Source organism: Glutamicibacter protophormiae (assembly GCF_016894325.1).
Classification (GTDB): domain Bacteria; phylum Actinomycetota; class Actinomycetes; order Actinomycetales; family Micrococcaceae; genus Glutamicibacter; species Glutamicibacter protophormiae.
In genome coordinates, this window is sequence record NZ_CP069806.1 from 1249720 (window position 1) to 1265448 (window position 15729).

General features: G+C 63.1%; 15 protein-coding genes and 1 pseudogene. 11 read left to right on the forward strand and 5 right to left on the reverse strand.

Annotated elements, in window-relative coordinates; genetic code table 11:
- Positions 1-223: 223 nt before the first annotated feature.
- The 11 genes and pseudogenes from JQN66_RS18705 to JQN66_RS05970 form a co-directional block, all read left to right on the forward strand.
- A pseudogene (locus JQN66_RS18705) lies at positions 224-754 on the forward strand (DEAD/DEAH box helicase); the annotation flags it as partial.
- 402 nt (positions 755-1156) lie between these two features.
- Positions 1157-1987 carry a tetratricopeptide repeat protein gene (locus tag JQN66_RS05925; protein ID WP_204677025.1) on the forward strand — a complete coding sequence of 277 codons (831 nt, stop codon included), beginning with the start codon at positions 1157-1159 and terminating at the stop codon, positions 1985-1987.
- A gap of 46 nt (positions 1988-2033) precedes the next feature.
- Complete coding sequence (locus JQN66_RS05930) at positions 2034-3050, forward strand: HAD-IIA family hydrolase (protein ID WP_188948528.1); 1017 nt, start codon at positions 2034-2036, stop codon at positions 3048-3050.
- Positions 3047-3250 carry a hypothetical protein gene (locus JQN66_RS05935; RefSeq protein WP_204677026.1) on the forward strand — a complete coding sequence of 68 codons (204 nt, stop codon included), beginning with the start codon at positions 3047-3049 and terminating at the stop codon, positions 3248-3250. Before JQN66_RS05930 ends, JQN66_RS05935 begins: the two co-directional genes overlap by 4 nt.
- Positions 3247-4038: a TlyA family RNA methyltransferase gene (locus JQN66_RS05940; protein ID WP_204677027.1), complete on the forward strand. Its 792-nt coding sequence runs from the start codon at positions 3247-3249 to the stop codon at positions 4036-4038. Before JQN66_RS05935 ends, JQN66_RS05940 begins: the two co-directional genes overlap by 4 nt.
- 90 nt (positions 4039-4128) lie before the next feature.
- Positions 4129-5157 carry an NAD kinase gene (locus tag JQN66_RS05945; protein WP_204677028.1) on the forward strand — a complete coding sequence of 343 codons (1029 nt, stop codon included), beginning with the start codon at positions 4129-4131 and terminating at the stop codon, positions 5155-5157.
- A 125-nt stretch (positions 5158-5282) separates the two neighbouring features.
- Positions 5283-7037 carry a DNA repair protein RecN gene (recN, locus tag JQN66_RS05950; RefSeq protein WP_188948532.1) on the forward strand — a complete coding sequence of 585 codons (1755 nt, stop codon included), beginning with the start codon at positions 5283-5285 and terminating at the stop codon, positions 7035-7037.
- Between the two features lie 107 nt (positions 7038-7144).
- A complete protein-coding gene (locus JQN66_RS05955) occupies positions 7145-8827 on the forward strand; it encodes a CTP synthase (protein ID WP_188948533.1) in 1683 nt (560 codons plus the stop codon).
- Between the two features lie 156 nt (positions 8828-8983).
- Complete coding sequence (locus JQN66_RS05960) at positions 8984-9646, forward strand: NUDIX domain-containing protein (RefSeq protein ID WP_204677029.1); 663 nt, start codon at positions 8984-8986, stop codon at positions 9644-9646.
- On the forward strand, positions 9600-10586 hold the full coding sequence (gene xerD / locus JQN66_RS05965; protein WP_204677030.1) for a site-specific tyrosine recombinase XerD: 987 nt from the start codon (positions 9600-9602) through the stop codon (positions 10584-10586). The genes JQN66_RS05960 and xerD overlap by 47 nt, the downstream gene beginning before the upstream one ends.
- A gap of 26 nt (positions 10587-10612) precedes the next feature.
- Positions 10613-11110, forward strand: a complete 498-nt coding sequence (locus tag JQN66_RS05970) for an 8-oxo-dGTP diphosphatase (protein ID WP_229777356.1) — start codon at positions 10613-10615, stop codon at positions 11108-11110.
- Here JQN66_RS05970 and JQN66_RS05975 read toward each other — a convergent pair.
- The 5 genes from JQN66_RS05975 to JQN66_RS05995 form a co-directional block, all read right to left on the reverse strand.
- The gene (locus JQN66_RS05975; protein ID WP_188948536.1) at positions 11097-11351 is read right to left on the reverse strand and encodes a helix-turn-helix domain-containing protein; all 255 of its coding nucleotides are present in this window, start codon (positions 11349-11351) and stop codon (positions 11097-11099) included. The genes JQN66_RS05970 and JQN66_RS05975 overlap by 14 nt on opposite strands.
- Positions 11351-11848: a DUF2975 domain-containing protein gene (locus JQN66_RS05980; protein ID WP_204677031.1), complete on the reverse strand. Its 498-nt coding sequence runs from the start codon at positions 11846-11848 to the stop codon at positions 11351-11353. The genes JQN66_RS05975 and JQN66_RS05980 overlap by 1 nt, the downstream gene beginning before the upstream one ends.
- A 168-nt stretch (positions 11849-12016) precedes the next feature.
- Positions 12017-13159: a bifunctional 2-methylcitrate synthase/citrate synthase gene (locus JQN66_RS05985; RefSeq protein ID WP_204677032.1), complete on the reverse strand. Its 1143-nt coding sequence runs from the start codon at positions 13157-13159 to the stop codon at positions 12017-12019.
- Between the two features lie 113 nt (positions 13160-13272).
- Entirely contained in the window at positions 13273-14202 is a 930-nt protein-coding gene (gene prpB / locus JQN66_RS05990) for a methylisocitrate lyase (protein WP_053797750.1), read from the reverse strand.
- Positions 14203-14204: 2 nt separating this feature from the next.
- Positions 14205-15722 carry an MmgE/PrpD family protein gene (locus tag JQN66_RS05995; RefSeq protein WP_204677033.1) on the reverse strand — a complete coding sequence of 506 codons (1518 nt, stop codon included), beginning with the start codon at positions 15720-15722 and terminating at the stop codon, positions 14205-14207.
- Positions 15723-15729: the final 7 nt, after the last annotated feature.

Below are 15729 nucleotides of genomic sequence, written 5' to 3' on the forward strand. Positions count from 1 at the left end.
CACAAGACCCTAGTAAGTGTCCGTACTGGATTAGAAGCTACTTCTCGTCATATGAGTGTCTGCACACATTGGAGTCTAATCCCTATGGTAGAAGCGCTTACTCCCGTAGGATTGAACAAGACGTACATGCATTTGATGCATGGTGATTTGTAAATAGTGAAGTGCTTCGCTGACGCGAACACGAAGGTTGCGGTATTGAGATATCCGCTGAAGGAGACATTAAATGTCTAACGATTTCCGCCGTAGTTCCAACAATGGACAGGGTGGCTTCCGGAACTCAGATTCAAACCGCAACAATTCCAGCGATGGATTCAAGCGCCGCGATGATAACCGTGGTGGTGACTTCAAGCGTCGCGACGACAACAACAGTGGTTTCAAGCGCAACGATGATCGTGGCGGTTTCCGCGGTGAACGCCGAGACGACAACCGTGGCGGTGGCTTTAAGCGCAACGACGACAACCGCGGTGGCGACTTCAAGCGCAACGATGATCGTGGTGGTTTCCGCGGTGAGCGCCGCGATGACAACCGCAGCGGTGGCTTCAAGCGCAACGACGACAACCGCGGTGGTTTCCGCAGTGATAACCGTGGTGGCGATTTCAAGCGTCGCGATGACCGCAACGATGATCGCGGTGGCTTCCGCCGTAACGATGACAACCGTGGCGGTGATTTCAAGCGCAACGATGATCGTGGTGGTTTCCGCGGTGAGCGCCGCGATGACAACCGCGGTGCCGGCTTCAAGCGCAACGACGACAACCGCGGCGGTGGCTTCAAGCGTCGCGATGACAACCGTGGCGGCGACTTCAAGCGCAACGACGATCGTGGTGGTTTCCGCGATGACAACCGCGGTGGCGGTTTCAAGCGCAACGACGACAACCGCGGCGGTGATTTCAAGCGCCGCGATGACAACCGCGGTGGCGACTTCAAGCGCAACGACCGCGACTTCAAGCCTCGTGGCGAGAAAAAGTTCGAAGCTCCCCACGCACAGGAGCCTAAGGCGCACAACCCTGGCGATCTGCGCATTTCCAATCGTGCAGACCGTTCGCAGTCCCCGGAGATCGATGAAGACGTCACCGGCAAGGAGCTGGACCGCGTTGCCCGCGCCCAGCTGCGTTACCTGGAAGAGCGCTCTGCCAGCTGGGTTGCGAAGCACCTGGTGATGGCAGGTCGTCTGCTGGAAGAAGATCCAGAGCTGGCCTACGAGCACACCCTGGCTGCTTCGCGCCGTGGTGGACGCGTGGCAGTGGTGCGCGAGGCCGTGGGCATCGCCGCTTACCACGCCGGCAAGTACGCTGATTCGCTGCGAGAGCTGCGTACCCACCGCCGTATTTCCGGTTCGGACTACAACCTCCCGCTGATTGCTGATTCGCTACGCGGCCTGGGCCGTGTGGAGAAGGCCATCGAGCTGGCCCAGTCCGATGAGTCCGCAAACCTGGAGCCATCGGTCAAGGTCGAGATGCAGATTGTCCTTGCGGGCTGCTTCTCCGACCTGGGCAAGCTGGACGAGGCGCTGGCGGCGCTGGAGTCCCTGGAACAGCTGAACTTCAACCGCGCCTTCTCCTTTAGCCCGCGCTTGTTCGCGGTCTACGCCGAGCTGCTTGCAGCCGCAGGCCGCACCGAGGAAGCAGCCCGCTGGGAAAAGCAGGTTTCAGTGGCAGAACGCGCCCTCGGCATCGAGGAAGAGACCGAGTCCTTCATCATCGACCTGGCTCCAGAGATGGACGAGGAAGAAGAAGAGGCACCTCGCGCCCGCGATCTGGTGGATTCCGAGGGTGCCGCCGAATCCGAGGCAGTAGCCGAGTCCGACGAAGCGGCTGAACTGGATGCCCCGTCCGATGAACTTGCACAGGATGAGGCCGGCGCGGAAGAGGAAACCGACACCACCGCCGAACAAAACGGCGTCGACGAGGAAGACGGCCTGGTCGAGGTTGACGCTGATCACATCTTCAGTGAGGTCTCGGAGAACTCCGACGAGGAAGCCGCAAAGTAGACTCGCAGTAGTACCAGTCATTTGATGAAGTAGGAACCACCTCCCCATGCTGATCTCCGGATTTGATTCTGTCCTCTCCGACCTGGATGGCGTCGTGTATGCCGGTCCGAATGCCATTCCCGATGCAGTGGAATCGCTGAACGCCCTGGCCGAGGTGAACGTGGCACACGCGTTTATCACGAACAACGCTGGACGTTCGCCCATGTCGGTCGCGGCGCACCTGCGCCAGCTGGGCGTGAAGACCAGCGCGGAACAGGTCTTCGGCTCGGCAGACGCCGGGGCCGAGATGCTGGCCCGCGAGTTGAATCCAGGCAGCAAGGTGTTGGTGGTTGGGTCCCCGTACCTGCGAGAATGCATCGCGGTGCGGGGCCTGGAAGTGGTCGAGTCCCATAAGGATGAACCGGTAGCGGTCATCCAGGGATTCGATCCCGAAGTCTCCTGGAATGACCTGGCCGAGGCCTCCTATGCAATCCAGAACGGCGCCAAATGGGTCGCCACGAATACTGACCTGACAATCCCGCGCGCCGAGGGTATCGCCCCGGGCAACGGATCGCTGGTCCATGCGGTGAAGCTGGCCACCGGGGTGACTCCTCGGGTGGCTGGCAAACCCGAGTCCTATCTCTTCTCCCGTGCTGCGGACCGCCTGGATTCCAAGCGTCCGCTCGTGCTGGGGGATCGCTTGGACACCGATATCCTCGGCGGCTTCCATGCTGGGTTCTCCACCGCCATGGTGCTCACGGGTGTCGACACACCCGCCACCGCTCTTGGCGCGCCCGTGGAGCAGCGTCCGAACTACCTGATTGCCACACTGGCCGACATCTACCGTCCTTACCCGACCATCAAGGTGCTCGGCTACGGCGTGCAGGTGGGGGACGCAGTAGCCCGTATCGCCAACGGCAAGATCGCTGTGGACGGCAACGAATCGGATCTCAACGCCTGGCGCGCGGCCTGCCACGCTTGGTGGCTCGCCCATCCGCGCCAGAGCACCCACGAATCCCCGGAGATCGAGTTCACCTCGCGCGGCCTTCAAATGCTGCGCCGCAAGAACGGTGAAAAGCAGTGAACGATTTTTCCTCCACCCCTGTGCCACGCCCCGGGTTTCCCGGTACGCCGCATGGCGGAGCTCCCCAGTTCGATGACCAGGCTCTGGAAGCCGCGCTCTCGTCCTTGGCAGACCACGACATCACCGAGCATGCCGGCATCTACGAGCAGCTGCTCGGCGGGCTGCAGCAGGAGCTGAACCGTTCGGAGTTCGGTGCATGAGCCGCCTGGATCAGGAATTAGTGGTGCGCGGCTTGGCACGCTCGCGTACCGAAGCAGCCAAGCTCATCGAGGCAGGCCGGGTGCTTGTGGACGGGCAGGAAGTCTCCAAGGCATCCAGGAAGGTCTCCGACACAGCTGCTGTGGCACTTACCGAGATTGAAGGGGAGCAATATGTCTCCCGGGCCGGGCACAAGCTTGCTGGCGCACTGGATGTATTTACCACTATTTCTCCTGAAGGTTTGCGTTGTCTGGATGCAGGGGCTTCCACCGGAGGATTTACAGACGTCTTGCTGCGACGGGGAGCCGGCCACGTGGTCGCCGCAGATGTCGGCCACGGCCAGCTCGTCGACGAAATCCGCTTTGACCCCCGCGTTTCAGTTCATGAGGGGCTGAACGTCAGATACCTGACACCGGAAGTTATCGGTGGAGATGTCGACTTGGTGGTAGCAGACTTGTCCTTTATTTCGCTACGACTTGTGCTGGAAGCGCTGTCCGGCGTGACGCGTCCCGGCGGCTCGCTGGTGCTGATGGTCAAACCCCAGTTTGAGGTCGGGCGCGAACACCTGAACCGCACCGGCGTAGTCACCAGCCCCCAGCTGCGCCGAGGCGCGGTGGAATCCGTCGTTGCCAAGGCCGCCGAAGCGGGTCTGGCCCTACGGGGTTTGGCACGTAGCCCGCTGGCCGGCCAAGACGGCAATCTGGAGTTCTTCCTGTGGCTCAGCGCTGCTGCGAAGTCGCAGGATGACGCCGAGAAATCCGCAATGATCCATGCCGTTGACTATTCTTAGATAAGAAATGCAGCGTTTTCGGACTACCTCCGGATTGCAGCTGCCTACGCAGAGCCAATCACTCATCACTGTTGAGAGGGGCACGCCGCCTTGCGCAAGATCCTAGTCTTCGCCCACACCGGCCGAAAAGAAGCGATCACTGCAGCACTGGAAACCTGCGCATTGCTTGCCGAAGCCGGCACCGTACCGGTGATGCGCGCCAAGGACCAGGAAGCGGTGATTCGCGCCGTCGGAGAACCTGTTCCAGGCGTTGAAATCCTACATGACGACTGCGCCGTAGAAGACATCGAGCTGGGCGTGGTGCTCGGCGGCGACGGGTCGGTGCTGCGCGCCGCGGAATTGGTCCGCGCCGCGCCTTTGCCGCTGGTCGGCGTAAACCTGGGCCACGTAGGATTTCTGGCGGAAGCCGAGCGCACCGAATTGGCGGCAACCGTCAAGGCGCTGGTTGAGAAGTCCTACACCGTCGAGGAGCGCATGGCCATCGAGGTCAAGGTCTGGCAGGACAATATCTGCCTTGCTGAAACCTGGGCGCTGAACGAGGCCGCGGTGGAAAAAGCCAATCGCGAACGCATGGTCGAGGTGGTCATCGAGGTGGACGGCCGCCCGATCTCCACGTTCGGCTGCGATGGCGTAGTCATGGCCACGCCTACTGGTTCGACGGCCTACTCCTTCTCCGCTGGCGGTCCCGTGGTCTGGCCTGACGTAGCTGCACTGATCATGGTTCCGATATCCGCCCATGCACTCTTCGCCAAGCCCCTGGTCGTATCGCCCGATTCGGTGATGGCAGTGGAAATGCTGACCCGCACGGATGCAGGAGCAGTTCTATGGTGCGACGGCCGCCGCACCATTGATCTGCCGCCGGGTGCCCGAACCGAAGTCACACGCAGCGACACGCCGGTGCGTCTGGCCAGATTGAATACCACACCGTTCTCCGAGCGCTTGGTCAACAAGTTCGAATTGCCGATTACCGGCTGGCGCGGTCCAGCCAAGGACGATCTGCGCCGGGCTGCAACCACCGCATTGCCGGTGATCGGCCCGGGACTTCAGAGCGTGGAACCGCACCACAAGGACGAGCCGGGAATCCCCATGGTAGGCGGGGGCGAGGAGCCGCGCCCGTAGGCGTTCCGCGCAGCAGAATTCGCCTCGAGTTTCCCACATCTTCGAATCTAGCTACGAAAGTGCGCTTAGAACACATATACTAATCGTGCACGTTTGAACTTGAACTCGACTTTCGGGAGCAGGCCATGATTCAGGAAATCTCGATCTCCAACCTGGGCGTCATCACCAATGCCACCCTGCCGCTCGGCCCCGGGCTGACTGTTGTCACCGGTGAAACCGGTGCCGGCAAGACCATGGTGATCACCGCGCTCTCGCTGCTGCTGGGACGCCGCGCAGATGCCGGCGCCGTCCGCACCGGGGCCGACCACGCCTTGGCGGAGGCCGTGATCCACCTGGACCCGGACCATCATGTACTCGATGCAGCCGCCCAGGCCGGCGCATTCATCGAACCGGCTGGACAGTGCAGCGAGCTGCTGCTTACGCGGTCGCTGTCCGCGCAGGGCCGCTCGCGGGCTACCGTCGGCGGCCGCAGCGCACCCGTCGGCTTGCTGGCTGAACTGGGGCAGGAACTTGTCGCCGTGCACGGCCAGTCCGACCAAATCCGTTTGAAGGAGCCTGGGGCCCAGCGCGACGCGCTCGACCGGTTTGCAGGCAGCGGCGTGGCCCGCATCCTCGGCAGCTACCAGCGCAGCTATCGCCAATGGCGTGCAGCCACCAAGGAGCTTGCCTCGCTGACGCAGGATTCGCGTAACCGCGTACGGGAAGCCGAGAACCTTCGCTTGGCGCTGGATGAGATCGACTCGCTGGATCCGCAACCCGGAGAGGACGACTCGCTGCGCGAACAGTCCATGAAGCTTGGCAACATCGAGTCGCTGCGCAATGCCAGCCTGCAGGCCCAAGCTGTCATCGACTCCGAAGACTTTGAGAACCCGGGCATTACCACACTCGTGGAAACGGCCAGAGGGGTCCTGGCCCAAGCCAGCGGGGACGACCCGGTACTTTCCGGATTTGCCGAACGCGCCGCCGAACTCGGAATTCTGGCCTCGGAGCTTTCAAGCGACCTGTCCGGCTACGTTGCTGATCTGGACGAAGAAGGGCCCGAGCTGCTGGCTCAAGTTGAGGCACGTCGCGCAGACTTGGGCAAGTTATTGCGCAAGTACGCGCCGAGCATCGACGAGGTCATCTCCTGGGCGGAGACTGCGCGAAAGCGCCTTGAATCCCTGGGCGGGGATGACTCACGCATCGAAGTATTGCAGGAAGAAGTCGTCGCCCTGGAGCAGAAGGTCGCAGCGCTTGCCTCCGATCTATCCGATGCCCGCCGCAAAGCCGCCAAGAAGCTGTCAACCCGTGTTTCGGCTGAGCTGACCGCGCTGGCCATGCCTGACGCCAAGCTCGTCATCGAGGTCAACGAGCTTGATGAACCGGGAGCCTTCGGCCAGGACTCGATCTCCATGCTGCTCGCGCCGCACGCCGGCGCCTCGCCGCGCCCGCTGGGCAAAGGTGCCAGTGGCGGCGAGCTCTCCCGCGTCATGCTGGCCATTGAAGTGGTACTGGCTGCTGTGGATCCCGTGCCGACGTTCGTCTTCGACGAGGTTGACCAGGGAGTCGGCGGAAAGGCTGCAGTCAGCATCGGCGAACGCTTGGCCATGCTGGCCCGGCATGTCCAGGTCATTGTCGTGACCCACCTGCCGCAGGTAGCCGCCTACGCTGACCGGCACATCCGCGTTATCAAGAACTCGGATGCGAAATCCAACGCCGGGGCGGGGTTCACTGCAAGCGACGTGGTGGCGCTGGATGAGCCGGCCCGCATCCGTGAGCTGGCGCGCATGCTTGCCGGCCAGGAGGAATCCGATACGGCCCAGGCCCATGCCGAGGAATTGCTGGCGGATGCGCAAAAATTAGTGTGTTCGCTCACCGCCAGCGAATCGAAGAAGCCCTGATTTTCAGGGTGGAAGGGTAAACCTCGAAGCAAACTAGGGCTTCGCGAACCCGTGCACTACAGTGAGTGTGGATGCTTGGTAAAAGAATGGTGATAGGATGAAATCCCGTGGTGCAGCGTAATAAAACTCGTGATTCTCGGTCGTCTGAAACGACAAAGCATATCTTCGTCACCGGCGGTGTGGCCTCTTCCCTGGGTAAGGGATTGACGGCATCCAGCCTTGGACATCTTCTTCGAGCTCGTGGTCTTTCTGTGACCATGCAGAAGCTCGATCCGTACCTGAACGTCGATCCAGGTACTATGAACCCCTTCCAGCACGGCGAAGTCTTCGTAACCGACGACGGCGCCGAAACTGATCTGGATATCGGACACTACGAGCGTTTCCTGGATGAGAACCTCCCGGGCAGCGCCAACGTGACTACCGGTCAGGTTTACTCCACAGTCCTTGAGCGCGAACGCCGCGGCGAGTACCTTGGCGACACCGTACAGGTCATCCCTCATATCACGGACGAGATCAAGCGCCGCATGCGCTTGGCCGCCACCGAGCCCGGTGAAGGCAAGTCGGCTCCCGATGTCATCATCACCGAAATCGGCGGCACCGTCGGCGATATCGAATCCCAGCCATTCCTGGAGGCGGCACGTCAGGTGCGTCAGGACATCGGCCGCAAGAACGCTTTCTTCGTCCATGTCTCCCTGGTTCCGTACATCGGCCCAAGCCAGGAACTGAAGACCAAGCCTACCCAGCACTCGGTCGCGGCCCTGCGCTCGATCGGCATTCAGCCTGATTCCTTGGTCATCCGCTCGGATCGCGAGATCCCGGACGAGATGCGTGCCAAGCTCGGCCGCACCTGCGACGTGGACACCGAAGCAGTCATCAACTGCGCCGATGCCCCGAGCATCTACGACATCCCGAAGGTTATCCATTCCCAGGGCCTTGACGCCTACATTGTGCAGACCCTTGACCTGAAGTTCCGCGACGTGGACTGGGAAGACTGGGACCGCCTGCTGGATGTGGTGCACAACCCGAAGACCGAACTGACCATTGCGTTGGTCGGCAAGTACATCGACCTGCCGGACGCCTACCTGTCCGTCACCGAGGCATTGAAGGCCGGTGGCTTCGCCAACCAGGCCAAGGTCAATATCCGGTGGGTCCCCTCGGACGAGTGCGCCACCGAAGCCGGTGCCAAGAAGGCCCTGGCCGGCGCGGAAGCAATCTGCGTCCCAGGTGGCTTCGGTATCCGCGGCCTTGAAGGCAAGCTCGGCGCACTGAAGTTCGCCCGCGAAAACAAGCTCCCGACCCTGGGCCTGTGCCTGGGCCTGCAGTCCATGGTGATCGAGTACGCTCGCAACATGGCCGGCCTGCCGGATGCCTCCTCGACCGAGTTCGATCCAGAATCCTCCACCCCGGTTATCGCAACCATGGAAGAGCAGCTGGACATCGTTGAGGGCAAGGGCGACCTGGGTGGCACCATGCGCCTCGGCCTGTACGACGCGAAGCTGCTGGAGGGCTCCGTTGTTGCGGAGACCTACGGCAAAACCGAGGTTGCAGAGCGCCACCGCCACCGTTACGAGGTCAACAACGCCTACCGCGCACAGCTGGAGGAAGCCGGTCTGGTCTTCTCCGGCACCTCGCCGGACAACAGCTTGGTCGAGTACGTGGAACTGCCGAAGGACGTACATCCTTACTACGTTTCCACCCAGGCCCACCCTGAGCTCTCCAGCCGCCCAACCCGTCCGCACCCGCTCTTCGCGGGTCTGGTGGAAGCGGCAATCGCTCAGCGAGACGCCTAATCAGCTAGAACCCAGCCGTTGACGGCACCCCGCAGGGAACGTCATCGCTGAACCCAGACGCGCCGGTCATTCCTGACCGGTGCGTCTGCGTTTAAGCTGGAGATAGAGCCAACCGATTTTTCGGGCCCGCCGCCCGTTACAGGAGAACCAAGTTCCATGAGCAAGGACCACAGCGTGCAGAGCCAACAGATCTCCGACGAATTTTCCGAACGCACGCTGGTCGCCCGAGAAACCGTCTATGAGGGCCGCATCTGGAATGTGCTGCATGATTCCGTGGAGCTGTCCGACGAAGGCGTCGTCATCGAACGCGACTACATCGCCCATCCCGGGGCGGTCACCGTGCTGGTGATCGACGACGATGAACGCGTGCTCATGATCAACCAGTACCGGCATCCAGTGGGGATGCGTTTGTGGGAGCTGCCGGCAGGACTGTTGGATGTCGCGGGAGAACCACCGTTGGAAGCGGCCAAGCGCGAGCTGTGGGAAGAAGCAGACCGCACCGCGCAGCACTGGTCGATCCTGACCGACGTGTTCCTGAGTCCGGGCTCATCCTCGGAAGCCGTGCGCATCTACCTGGCCCGCGGAGTCGCGCTGGTCCCCGAGGACCGGCGCCACACCCGCACCGAGGAGGAAGCCGAACTGATCACCGAATGGGTGCCGCTGGATGAAGCCGTCGCCCAGGTGCTGGCCGGCAAGATCCACAACCCCACGGCGGTCATCGGGCTGTTGGCAGCCAATGAGGCCCGCGCTGCGGGCTATGCCACGCTGCGCCATGCAGACGAACCCTTCACCGTGCATCCGGGGCTTCGCCATCAGTAGGACAGCCGAACCCGCACTGGGTTCCTCGTTTGCCCCCGGCTTGCGCCGCTATCTGCAGCACCTGGCCATTGAACGCGGATTGGCCGAGAATACGCTGTCCTCGTATCGACGGGACCTGACCCGCTATTTGGAAACGCTGGAAGCAGCCGGCGTGGGAACACCTGCAGCCATTACCGAGGCACACGTCAATGGCTACCTGCAGCAGCTGGCACGTGGCGATGAGGCACACCAGGCGCTCGGCGCCCGGTCGGTCGCGCGGCATACGGTTGCGGTGCGGCAACTGCACAAGTACTGGGAACTGGAAGGCATCTGCGAACCCAATCCGGCGCGCGAGGTTCAGCCTCCCGCCGTGGGGCAGTCGCTGCCCAAGGCCATCTCCATTGCCGAGGTCACGAGAATACTTGAATCAATTTCGCTGGACACCCCGGCGGGGCTGCGAGACCGGGCAATCCTTGAATTCCTGTACTCCACCGGAGCGCGCATTTCGGAAGTTGTCGCGCTGGACGTGGACGACCTGCATTTCGCCGATGACGCGGTGGTCAGGCTGTTCGGCAAGGGGTCCAAGGAGCGTGTAGTCCCGGTGGGCGCCTATGCACAGCGCGCAGTCAGCGACTACCTGGTCCGCTCCCGCCCCGGATTGGCGGCCAAGGGCAAAGGTACCCCTGCATTGTTCCTGAACCAGCGCGGCGGCCGGCTTTCCCGGCAGTCGGTCTGGATGATCCTGTCCAAGGCCGCCCAGCGGGCGGGCATCGCCACGGAAGTCTCGCCGCATACCCTGCGCCACTCGTTCGCTACCCACCTGCTGGAAGGCGGTGCGGACGTGCGCGTGGTGCAGGAGCTGCTGGGCCACGCATCGGTGACCACAACCCAGATCTACACGAAGGTCAGCGTCGATTCACTACGCGAGGCCTACCAGCTGGCGCACCCGCGCGTGAATTAGTCGAACGCGCAAGGAGAAGAACCATCATGAGTGTGGACAAGACCCAGCCCCAGCCGGTGGCGCTGATGCTGGTCCTGCGCGGGCAGGGGGAAACCCGGCAGGTGTTGCTCGGCCGCAAGCTGACCGGCTTCGGCGCCGGCAACATGGTGGCGCCCGGGGGCAAGATCGAGCCGGGGGAGCAGGCGGCGTCAGCAGCGGTCCGTGAGCTGGAAGAAGAGACCTCGCTGCGGGTGGCTGCGGAATGCGCGGACCACAGGGCCACGATACTTTTTCGTTTTCCGGCGCGGCCCGCTTCGGACATGGATTGCCAGGTGTTCCTGGCCACCAGCTACGACGGCGAACCTGCGGCCAGCGGGGAACTGGAGCCGCACTGGTATCCGGTGGCCGACCTGCCGGTCGAGCAAATGTGGCAGGACGCGGAGCACTGGCTTCCGCGCATCATCGGCGGGGAAATGTTCACTGCAACTGTCATCATGGCTCAGGACAACCTCGGCGTTACGACGGTGCGGATCAGCTCCTGGTAGCCGGCGTGGCGTCCTGCCCGGCCTCGGCCTGGGGGTTCTCGGGCTCGTAGACCAGCAGGTCCCCGGGCTGGCAGTCCAGGACTTCGCACAGCGACTGCAACGTGGTGAAGCGGACTGCCTTGGCCCGCCCGTTCTTCAGCACCGCGAGATTGGCCGGAGTGATTCCGATGCGTTCGGCCAGCTCTCCGACCGCCATCTTCCGCCGGGCAAGCATGACGTCGATGTCTACCCTGATCCCCATCAGATGACACCGCCGAGTTCGGTGCGCAGCGCGGCGGCCTGCGCCTCGGTCCGCGTGGCCTGGATGAGCAGTTGGCGCAGGACGTAGACGATCACGGAAATTCCGGCCAGCAGGATTCCGAAGCCGCCGATGAGCAGGACCATCCCGGGGGCGATATCCTCGCCGGGCGCCAGCAGGGCGGCTAGGGCGAAGGTAGCCAGTGAGCCCGCGGCGACGGACACGATAATCGGCGAGACGTATTTGAACGACGCCGGGTCGAAAACCGTGCTTCGGGCCACGCGGGTGGCCAGTTTCCAGACGCAGACCGCGCAGATCTCAATGACGATCCCCGCGAGGACCAGATAGGCAAGCAGCGCGACCGCAGGCACTTCAGGCGCCCCGGGGCGTGCCACCTCATTCACCGCAATCATCGGAACCATGCCCACTTGGACGAAGAGCGTCCCGGCAAGGACCACGGACAAAATCCCCCTGAGCGCCATAATGCTGATTCGGCTCACGGTTGACCTCACTTATCGTTTAGCAGATGGTATCTATCGTTAAACGATAGCTCTTGGTAGGTGAATCGACAATTCTGATTGGGTCCGTTCCTCCCGCGGTACTTGCCTCGGACGCAAAAAACCGCCGGCCCGGACATGATGTCCGAGCCGGCGGCTTTGCGCGGCTGCTTACAGTGCGCGCTGCTCCGGGCCGTTGTAGGCCGACAGCGGGCGGATCAGGGCGTTCGAGGCGCGCTGTTCCATGATGTGTGCCGTCCAGCCGGTGATGCGTGCCGCGATGAAGATCGGGGTGAACATCTCGGTGTCGAAGCCCATCAGGTGGTAGGTCGGGCCGGCCGGGTAATCCAGGTTCGGCTTGATCGACTTGGCTTCGTCCATGGCTGCTTCCAGGCCGTCGTACAGGCCCAGCATTTCGTGGCGGCCGTAGTGCTCGATCATGCGGTCCAGTGCGGCCTTCATGGTCGGGACGCGGGAATCACCGTGCTTGTAGACGCGGTGGCCGAAGCCCATGACCTTCTTCTTGGCGGCCAGGGCCTCTTCCATCCAGGCCTTGGCGCGCTTGGCCGCATCCTCGCGGGACTCGTCCTTGTCGATGCCGATCTCGGTGAAGGTGTGCATGACAGCCTCGTTGGCGCCGCCGTGCAGCGGGCCCTTCAGGGCGCCGATGGCACCGGTGACGGCCGAGTGCAGGTCCGACAGGGTCGAGGTGATGACGCGTGCGGTGAAGGTCGACGCGTTGAACGAGTGCTCTGCGTAGAGCACCATCGACACGCGGAAGGCGTCGACAACCTCTGGTGCGGCTTCTTCGCCGAAAGTCATCCACAGGAAGTTGGCGGCGTAATCCAGGTCATCGCGCGGCGGGACGACGTCCAGGCCGCGGCGGCGGCGCTGGTCGTAGGCCACGACAGCCGGGAAGGCGGCGAACAGTTCCTTGGACTTCAGCAGCTCGGCCTCGACGGAGGAGTTCTCCGACTGCGAGTGGTTGGCTCCGATCACGGAGACCGCGGTGCGGCCCACATCCATCGGGTGGCAGTCGGCCGGCAGCAGGTCGATGGCTGCCTTGACCGCTGGATCCAAGGTGCGGTTGGCGCGCTCGAATGCGGTGAATTCGGTCAGTTCGCTCTGGGAAGGCAGTTCGCCGTTCCACAGCAGCAGGGCAACCTCTTCGAAGGACTTGGACGCCGCCAGATCCTGTACCGGGTAACCGCGGTAGAGCAGGGAATTGGTCTCCGGGTTGACCTTGGATACGGCGGTGTAGTCGACGACGACTCCAGCCAGGCCCTTCTTGATGTCTTCGGTGCTCGTGCTCATGGTCGTACTCCTCCTGAATTGTCTTTCAAGACTTTTAGGCCGGTAGCGCGGGCCGTCGAAGTTATCGACGGCCCGCGCCACCGGACGCTGCCACAGTGTGGTGTGGCTCCTGTTTAGAGATTCGCGCTGTTGGAATCAATGTCCAGGGTTGGGACCTGGAAGTTGAAGATTCCGGTGTCGAACCGGTTGTATGCTTCGTAGTCCACCAGTTCGTACAGTCGTGACCTGGTTAACATGTTATCCACTTCACGCTGCTGCGTGCCGTCTTCGCTGATCGCGTCCAGCACCCGCTCAGCCGCGCCCATGGCGCTGCGCAGCAGAGTCACCGGGTAGATGATCAAGGCGACGCCTGCATCGGCCAGTTCCTGGCGGTTGAACAGTTCGGACTTGCCGAACTCGGTCATGTTGGCCAGCACCGGCACGTCCACCGCGTTGCAGATTGCTTCGAACTCGGCCACGTTCTTCATAGCCTCGGGGAAGATCGCGTCCGCACCGGCATCCACCATGGCCTTGGCGCGGTCCACGGCCGAAGCCAGGCCCTCGACCGCACGGATGTCCGTGCGGGCCATGATCAGGAAGTTCTCGTCGATGCGTGCGTCAGCGGCGGCTGCGATGCGCTTGAGCATGGTTTCGGTATCCACCACGTTCTTGCCATCCAGGTGCCCGCAGCGCTTCGGGTTGAACTGGTCCTCGATGTGGCAGCCGGCCAGGCCGGCGTATTCCAGCTCCTGGATGGTGCGCGCCACGTTCATCGGCTCGCCGAAGCCGGTGTCGGCATCCACGATCGATGGGAGGTCGGTCATGCGGGCGATCTGCCCGGCGCGGGTGGCAACCTCGGTCAGCGAGGTCAGGCCGATGTCCGGGAGGCCCAGGTCATTGGCCAGCACCGCGCCGGAGATGTAGACGCCGTCGAAGTTCTTCTCGCTGATCAGCTTGGCCGAGAGCGGGTTGAAGGCGCCGGGGAACTGGCGGGCAGCTCCCGGGGTCAGCATTTCGCGCAGCGCGACGCGCTTTGCGGCTGGGGTCTTGGTTGAATACAACATGATTAGAACAGTCCCTTAGGTGCGTTGTTCGCGTCGATCACACCGGCGGCGGCCTGGATGTTCAGCTGATCCAGCTCGCCGGCGGCCAGGTTCTCCAGGTTTTCCGCGGCGGCGATGAAGCGGTTGATCTCCGCCTCGTCGACCAGGCCTGCGGCCAGGGTGCGGAACTTGTTGATGTACTGCTCGCGGGCGAACGGACGTGCGCCCAGCGGGTGAGCGTCGGCTACGGCGATCTCGTCGGTGATCACGGTGCCGTCGTTCAGGGTGATTTCCACCGAACCGCCGAAGGCCTTCTCCGAGATGTCCAGCGAGTGGTAGCGGCGGGTCCACTCGGCGTCTTCCTCGGTGGTCACCTTGTTCCACAGCTCCACGGTGTCGGCGCGGCCGGCACGCTCAGGGGAGTAGGAATCCACGTGGTGCCATGCGCCGTCCTGCAGTGCAACGGTGAAGATGTACGGGATCGAGTGGTCCAGGGTCTCGCGCGAAGCGGTCGGATCGTACTTCTGCGGGTCGTTCGCGCCGGAGCCGATGACGTAGTGGGTGTGGTGGCTGGTCTTGATCAGCACCGACTTCACGTTTTTCGGGTCGGCGGCTTCCGGGTGCTCGCCGTGCAGCTTGCGGGCCAGGTCGATCCAGGCCTGCGCCTGGTACTCGGCCGAGTGCTCCTTGGTGTAGGTGTCCAGGATGGCGCGCTTGGCTTCGCCAGCCTCTGGCAGCGGCACTTCGTAGGCTGCGTCCTTGCCGTCCAGCATCCAGGCGATGACGCCGTCTTCGCCTTCGTAGATCGGGACAGGGGAGGTCTGGCCGCGCATGGCGCGGTCGGCGGCCTCAACAGCCATCTTGCCTGCGAAGGCCGGGGCGTGCGCCTTCCAAGTGGAGATTTCGCCCTTGCGCGACTGGCGGGTGGCGGTGGTGGTGTGCAGGCCCTGGCCAACGGCCTGGAAAATGGTCTCGACGTCCAAGCCCAGCAGGGTGCCGATGCCGGCGGCGGCCGACGGGCCGAGGTGGGCAACGTGGTCGATCTTGTGCTTGTGCAGGCAGATCGCCTTGACCAGGTCGACCTGGATCTCGTAGCCGGTGGCGATGCCGCGGATCAGGTCCTTGCCCGAAGCGCCGGTGTGCTGTGCCACGGCCAGGATCGGCGGGATGTTGTCGCCCGGGTGGGAGTACTCGGCGGCCAGGAAGGTGTCGTGGTAGTCGAGTTCGCGCACTGCCACGCCGTTGGCCCAGGCCGCCCATTCAGGGGAAACCTTCTCGGAAATGCCGAACACCGAGGCGCCCTGGCCGCCGGTGGACGGCGCATGGGTCAGAGCCTGGGCGCGGGCTGCGACGATCGGGCCGCGGTTCAGCGAGGCGATGGCCACCGAGGCGTTGTCGATGATGCGGTTGATGATCATTTCGGTGACTTCGCTGGTTACCTCGACCGGATCGGCGGCAACGGTGGCGATCTTATGGGCCAGCTGGTCTTCGCGGGCCAGGTTTTCCTCGGAGCGGTATACGCGTACTGGGTGGTTGATCATGGAGATG

Coding starts and splice junctions, on each gene's coding strand:
- JQN66_RS05925 (WP_204677025.1), top strand. CDS start 1,157: ATGGCAGGTCGTCTGCTGGAAGAAGATCCAGAGCTGGCCTACGAGCAC.
- JQN66_RS05930 (WP_188948528.1), top strand. CDS start 2,034: ATGCTGATCTCCGGATTTGATTCTGTCCTCTCCGACCTGGATGGCGTC.
- JQN66_RS05940 (WP_204677027.1), top strand. CDS start 3,247: ATGAGCCGCCTGGATCAGGAATTAGTGGTGCGCGGCTTGGCACGCTCG.
- recN (WP_188948532.1), top strand. CDS start 5,283: ATGATTCAGGAAATCTCGATCTCCAACCTGGGCGTCATCACCAATGCC.
- JQN66_RS05960 (WP_204677029.1), top strand. CDS start 8,984: ATGAGCAAGGACCACAGCGTGCAGAGCCAACAGATCTCCGACGAATTT.
- xerD (WP_204677030.1), top strand. CDS start 9,600: ATGCAGACGAACCCTTCACCGTGCATCCGGGGCTTCGCCATCAGTAGG.
- JQN66_RS05970 (WP_229777356.1), top strand. CDS start 10,613: ATGAGTGTGGACAAGACCCAGCCCCAGCCGGTGGCGCTGATGCTGGTC.
- JQN66_RS05975 (WP_188948536.1), bottom strand. CDS start 11,351: ATGGGGATCAGGGTAGACATCGACGTCATGCTTGCCCGGCGGAAGATG.
- JQN66_RS05985 (WP_204677032.1), bottom strand. CDS start 13,159: ATGAGCACGAGCACCGAAGACATCAAGAAGGGCCTGGCTGGAGTCGTC.
- prpB (WP_053797750.1), bottom strand. CDS start 14,202: ATGTTGTATTCAACCAAGACCCCAGCCGCAAAGCGCGTCGCGCTGCGC.
- JQN66_RS05995 (WP_204677033.1), bottom strand. CDS start 15,722: ATGATCAACCACCCAGTACGCGTATACCGCTCCGAGGAAAACCTGGCC.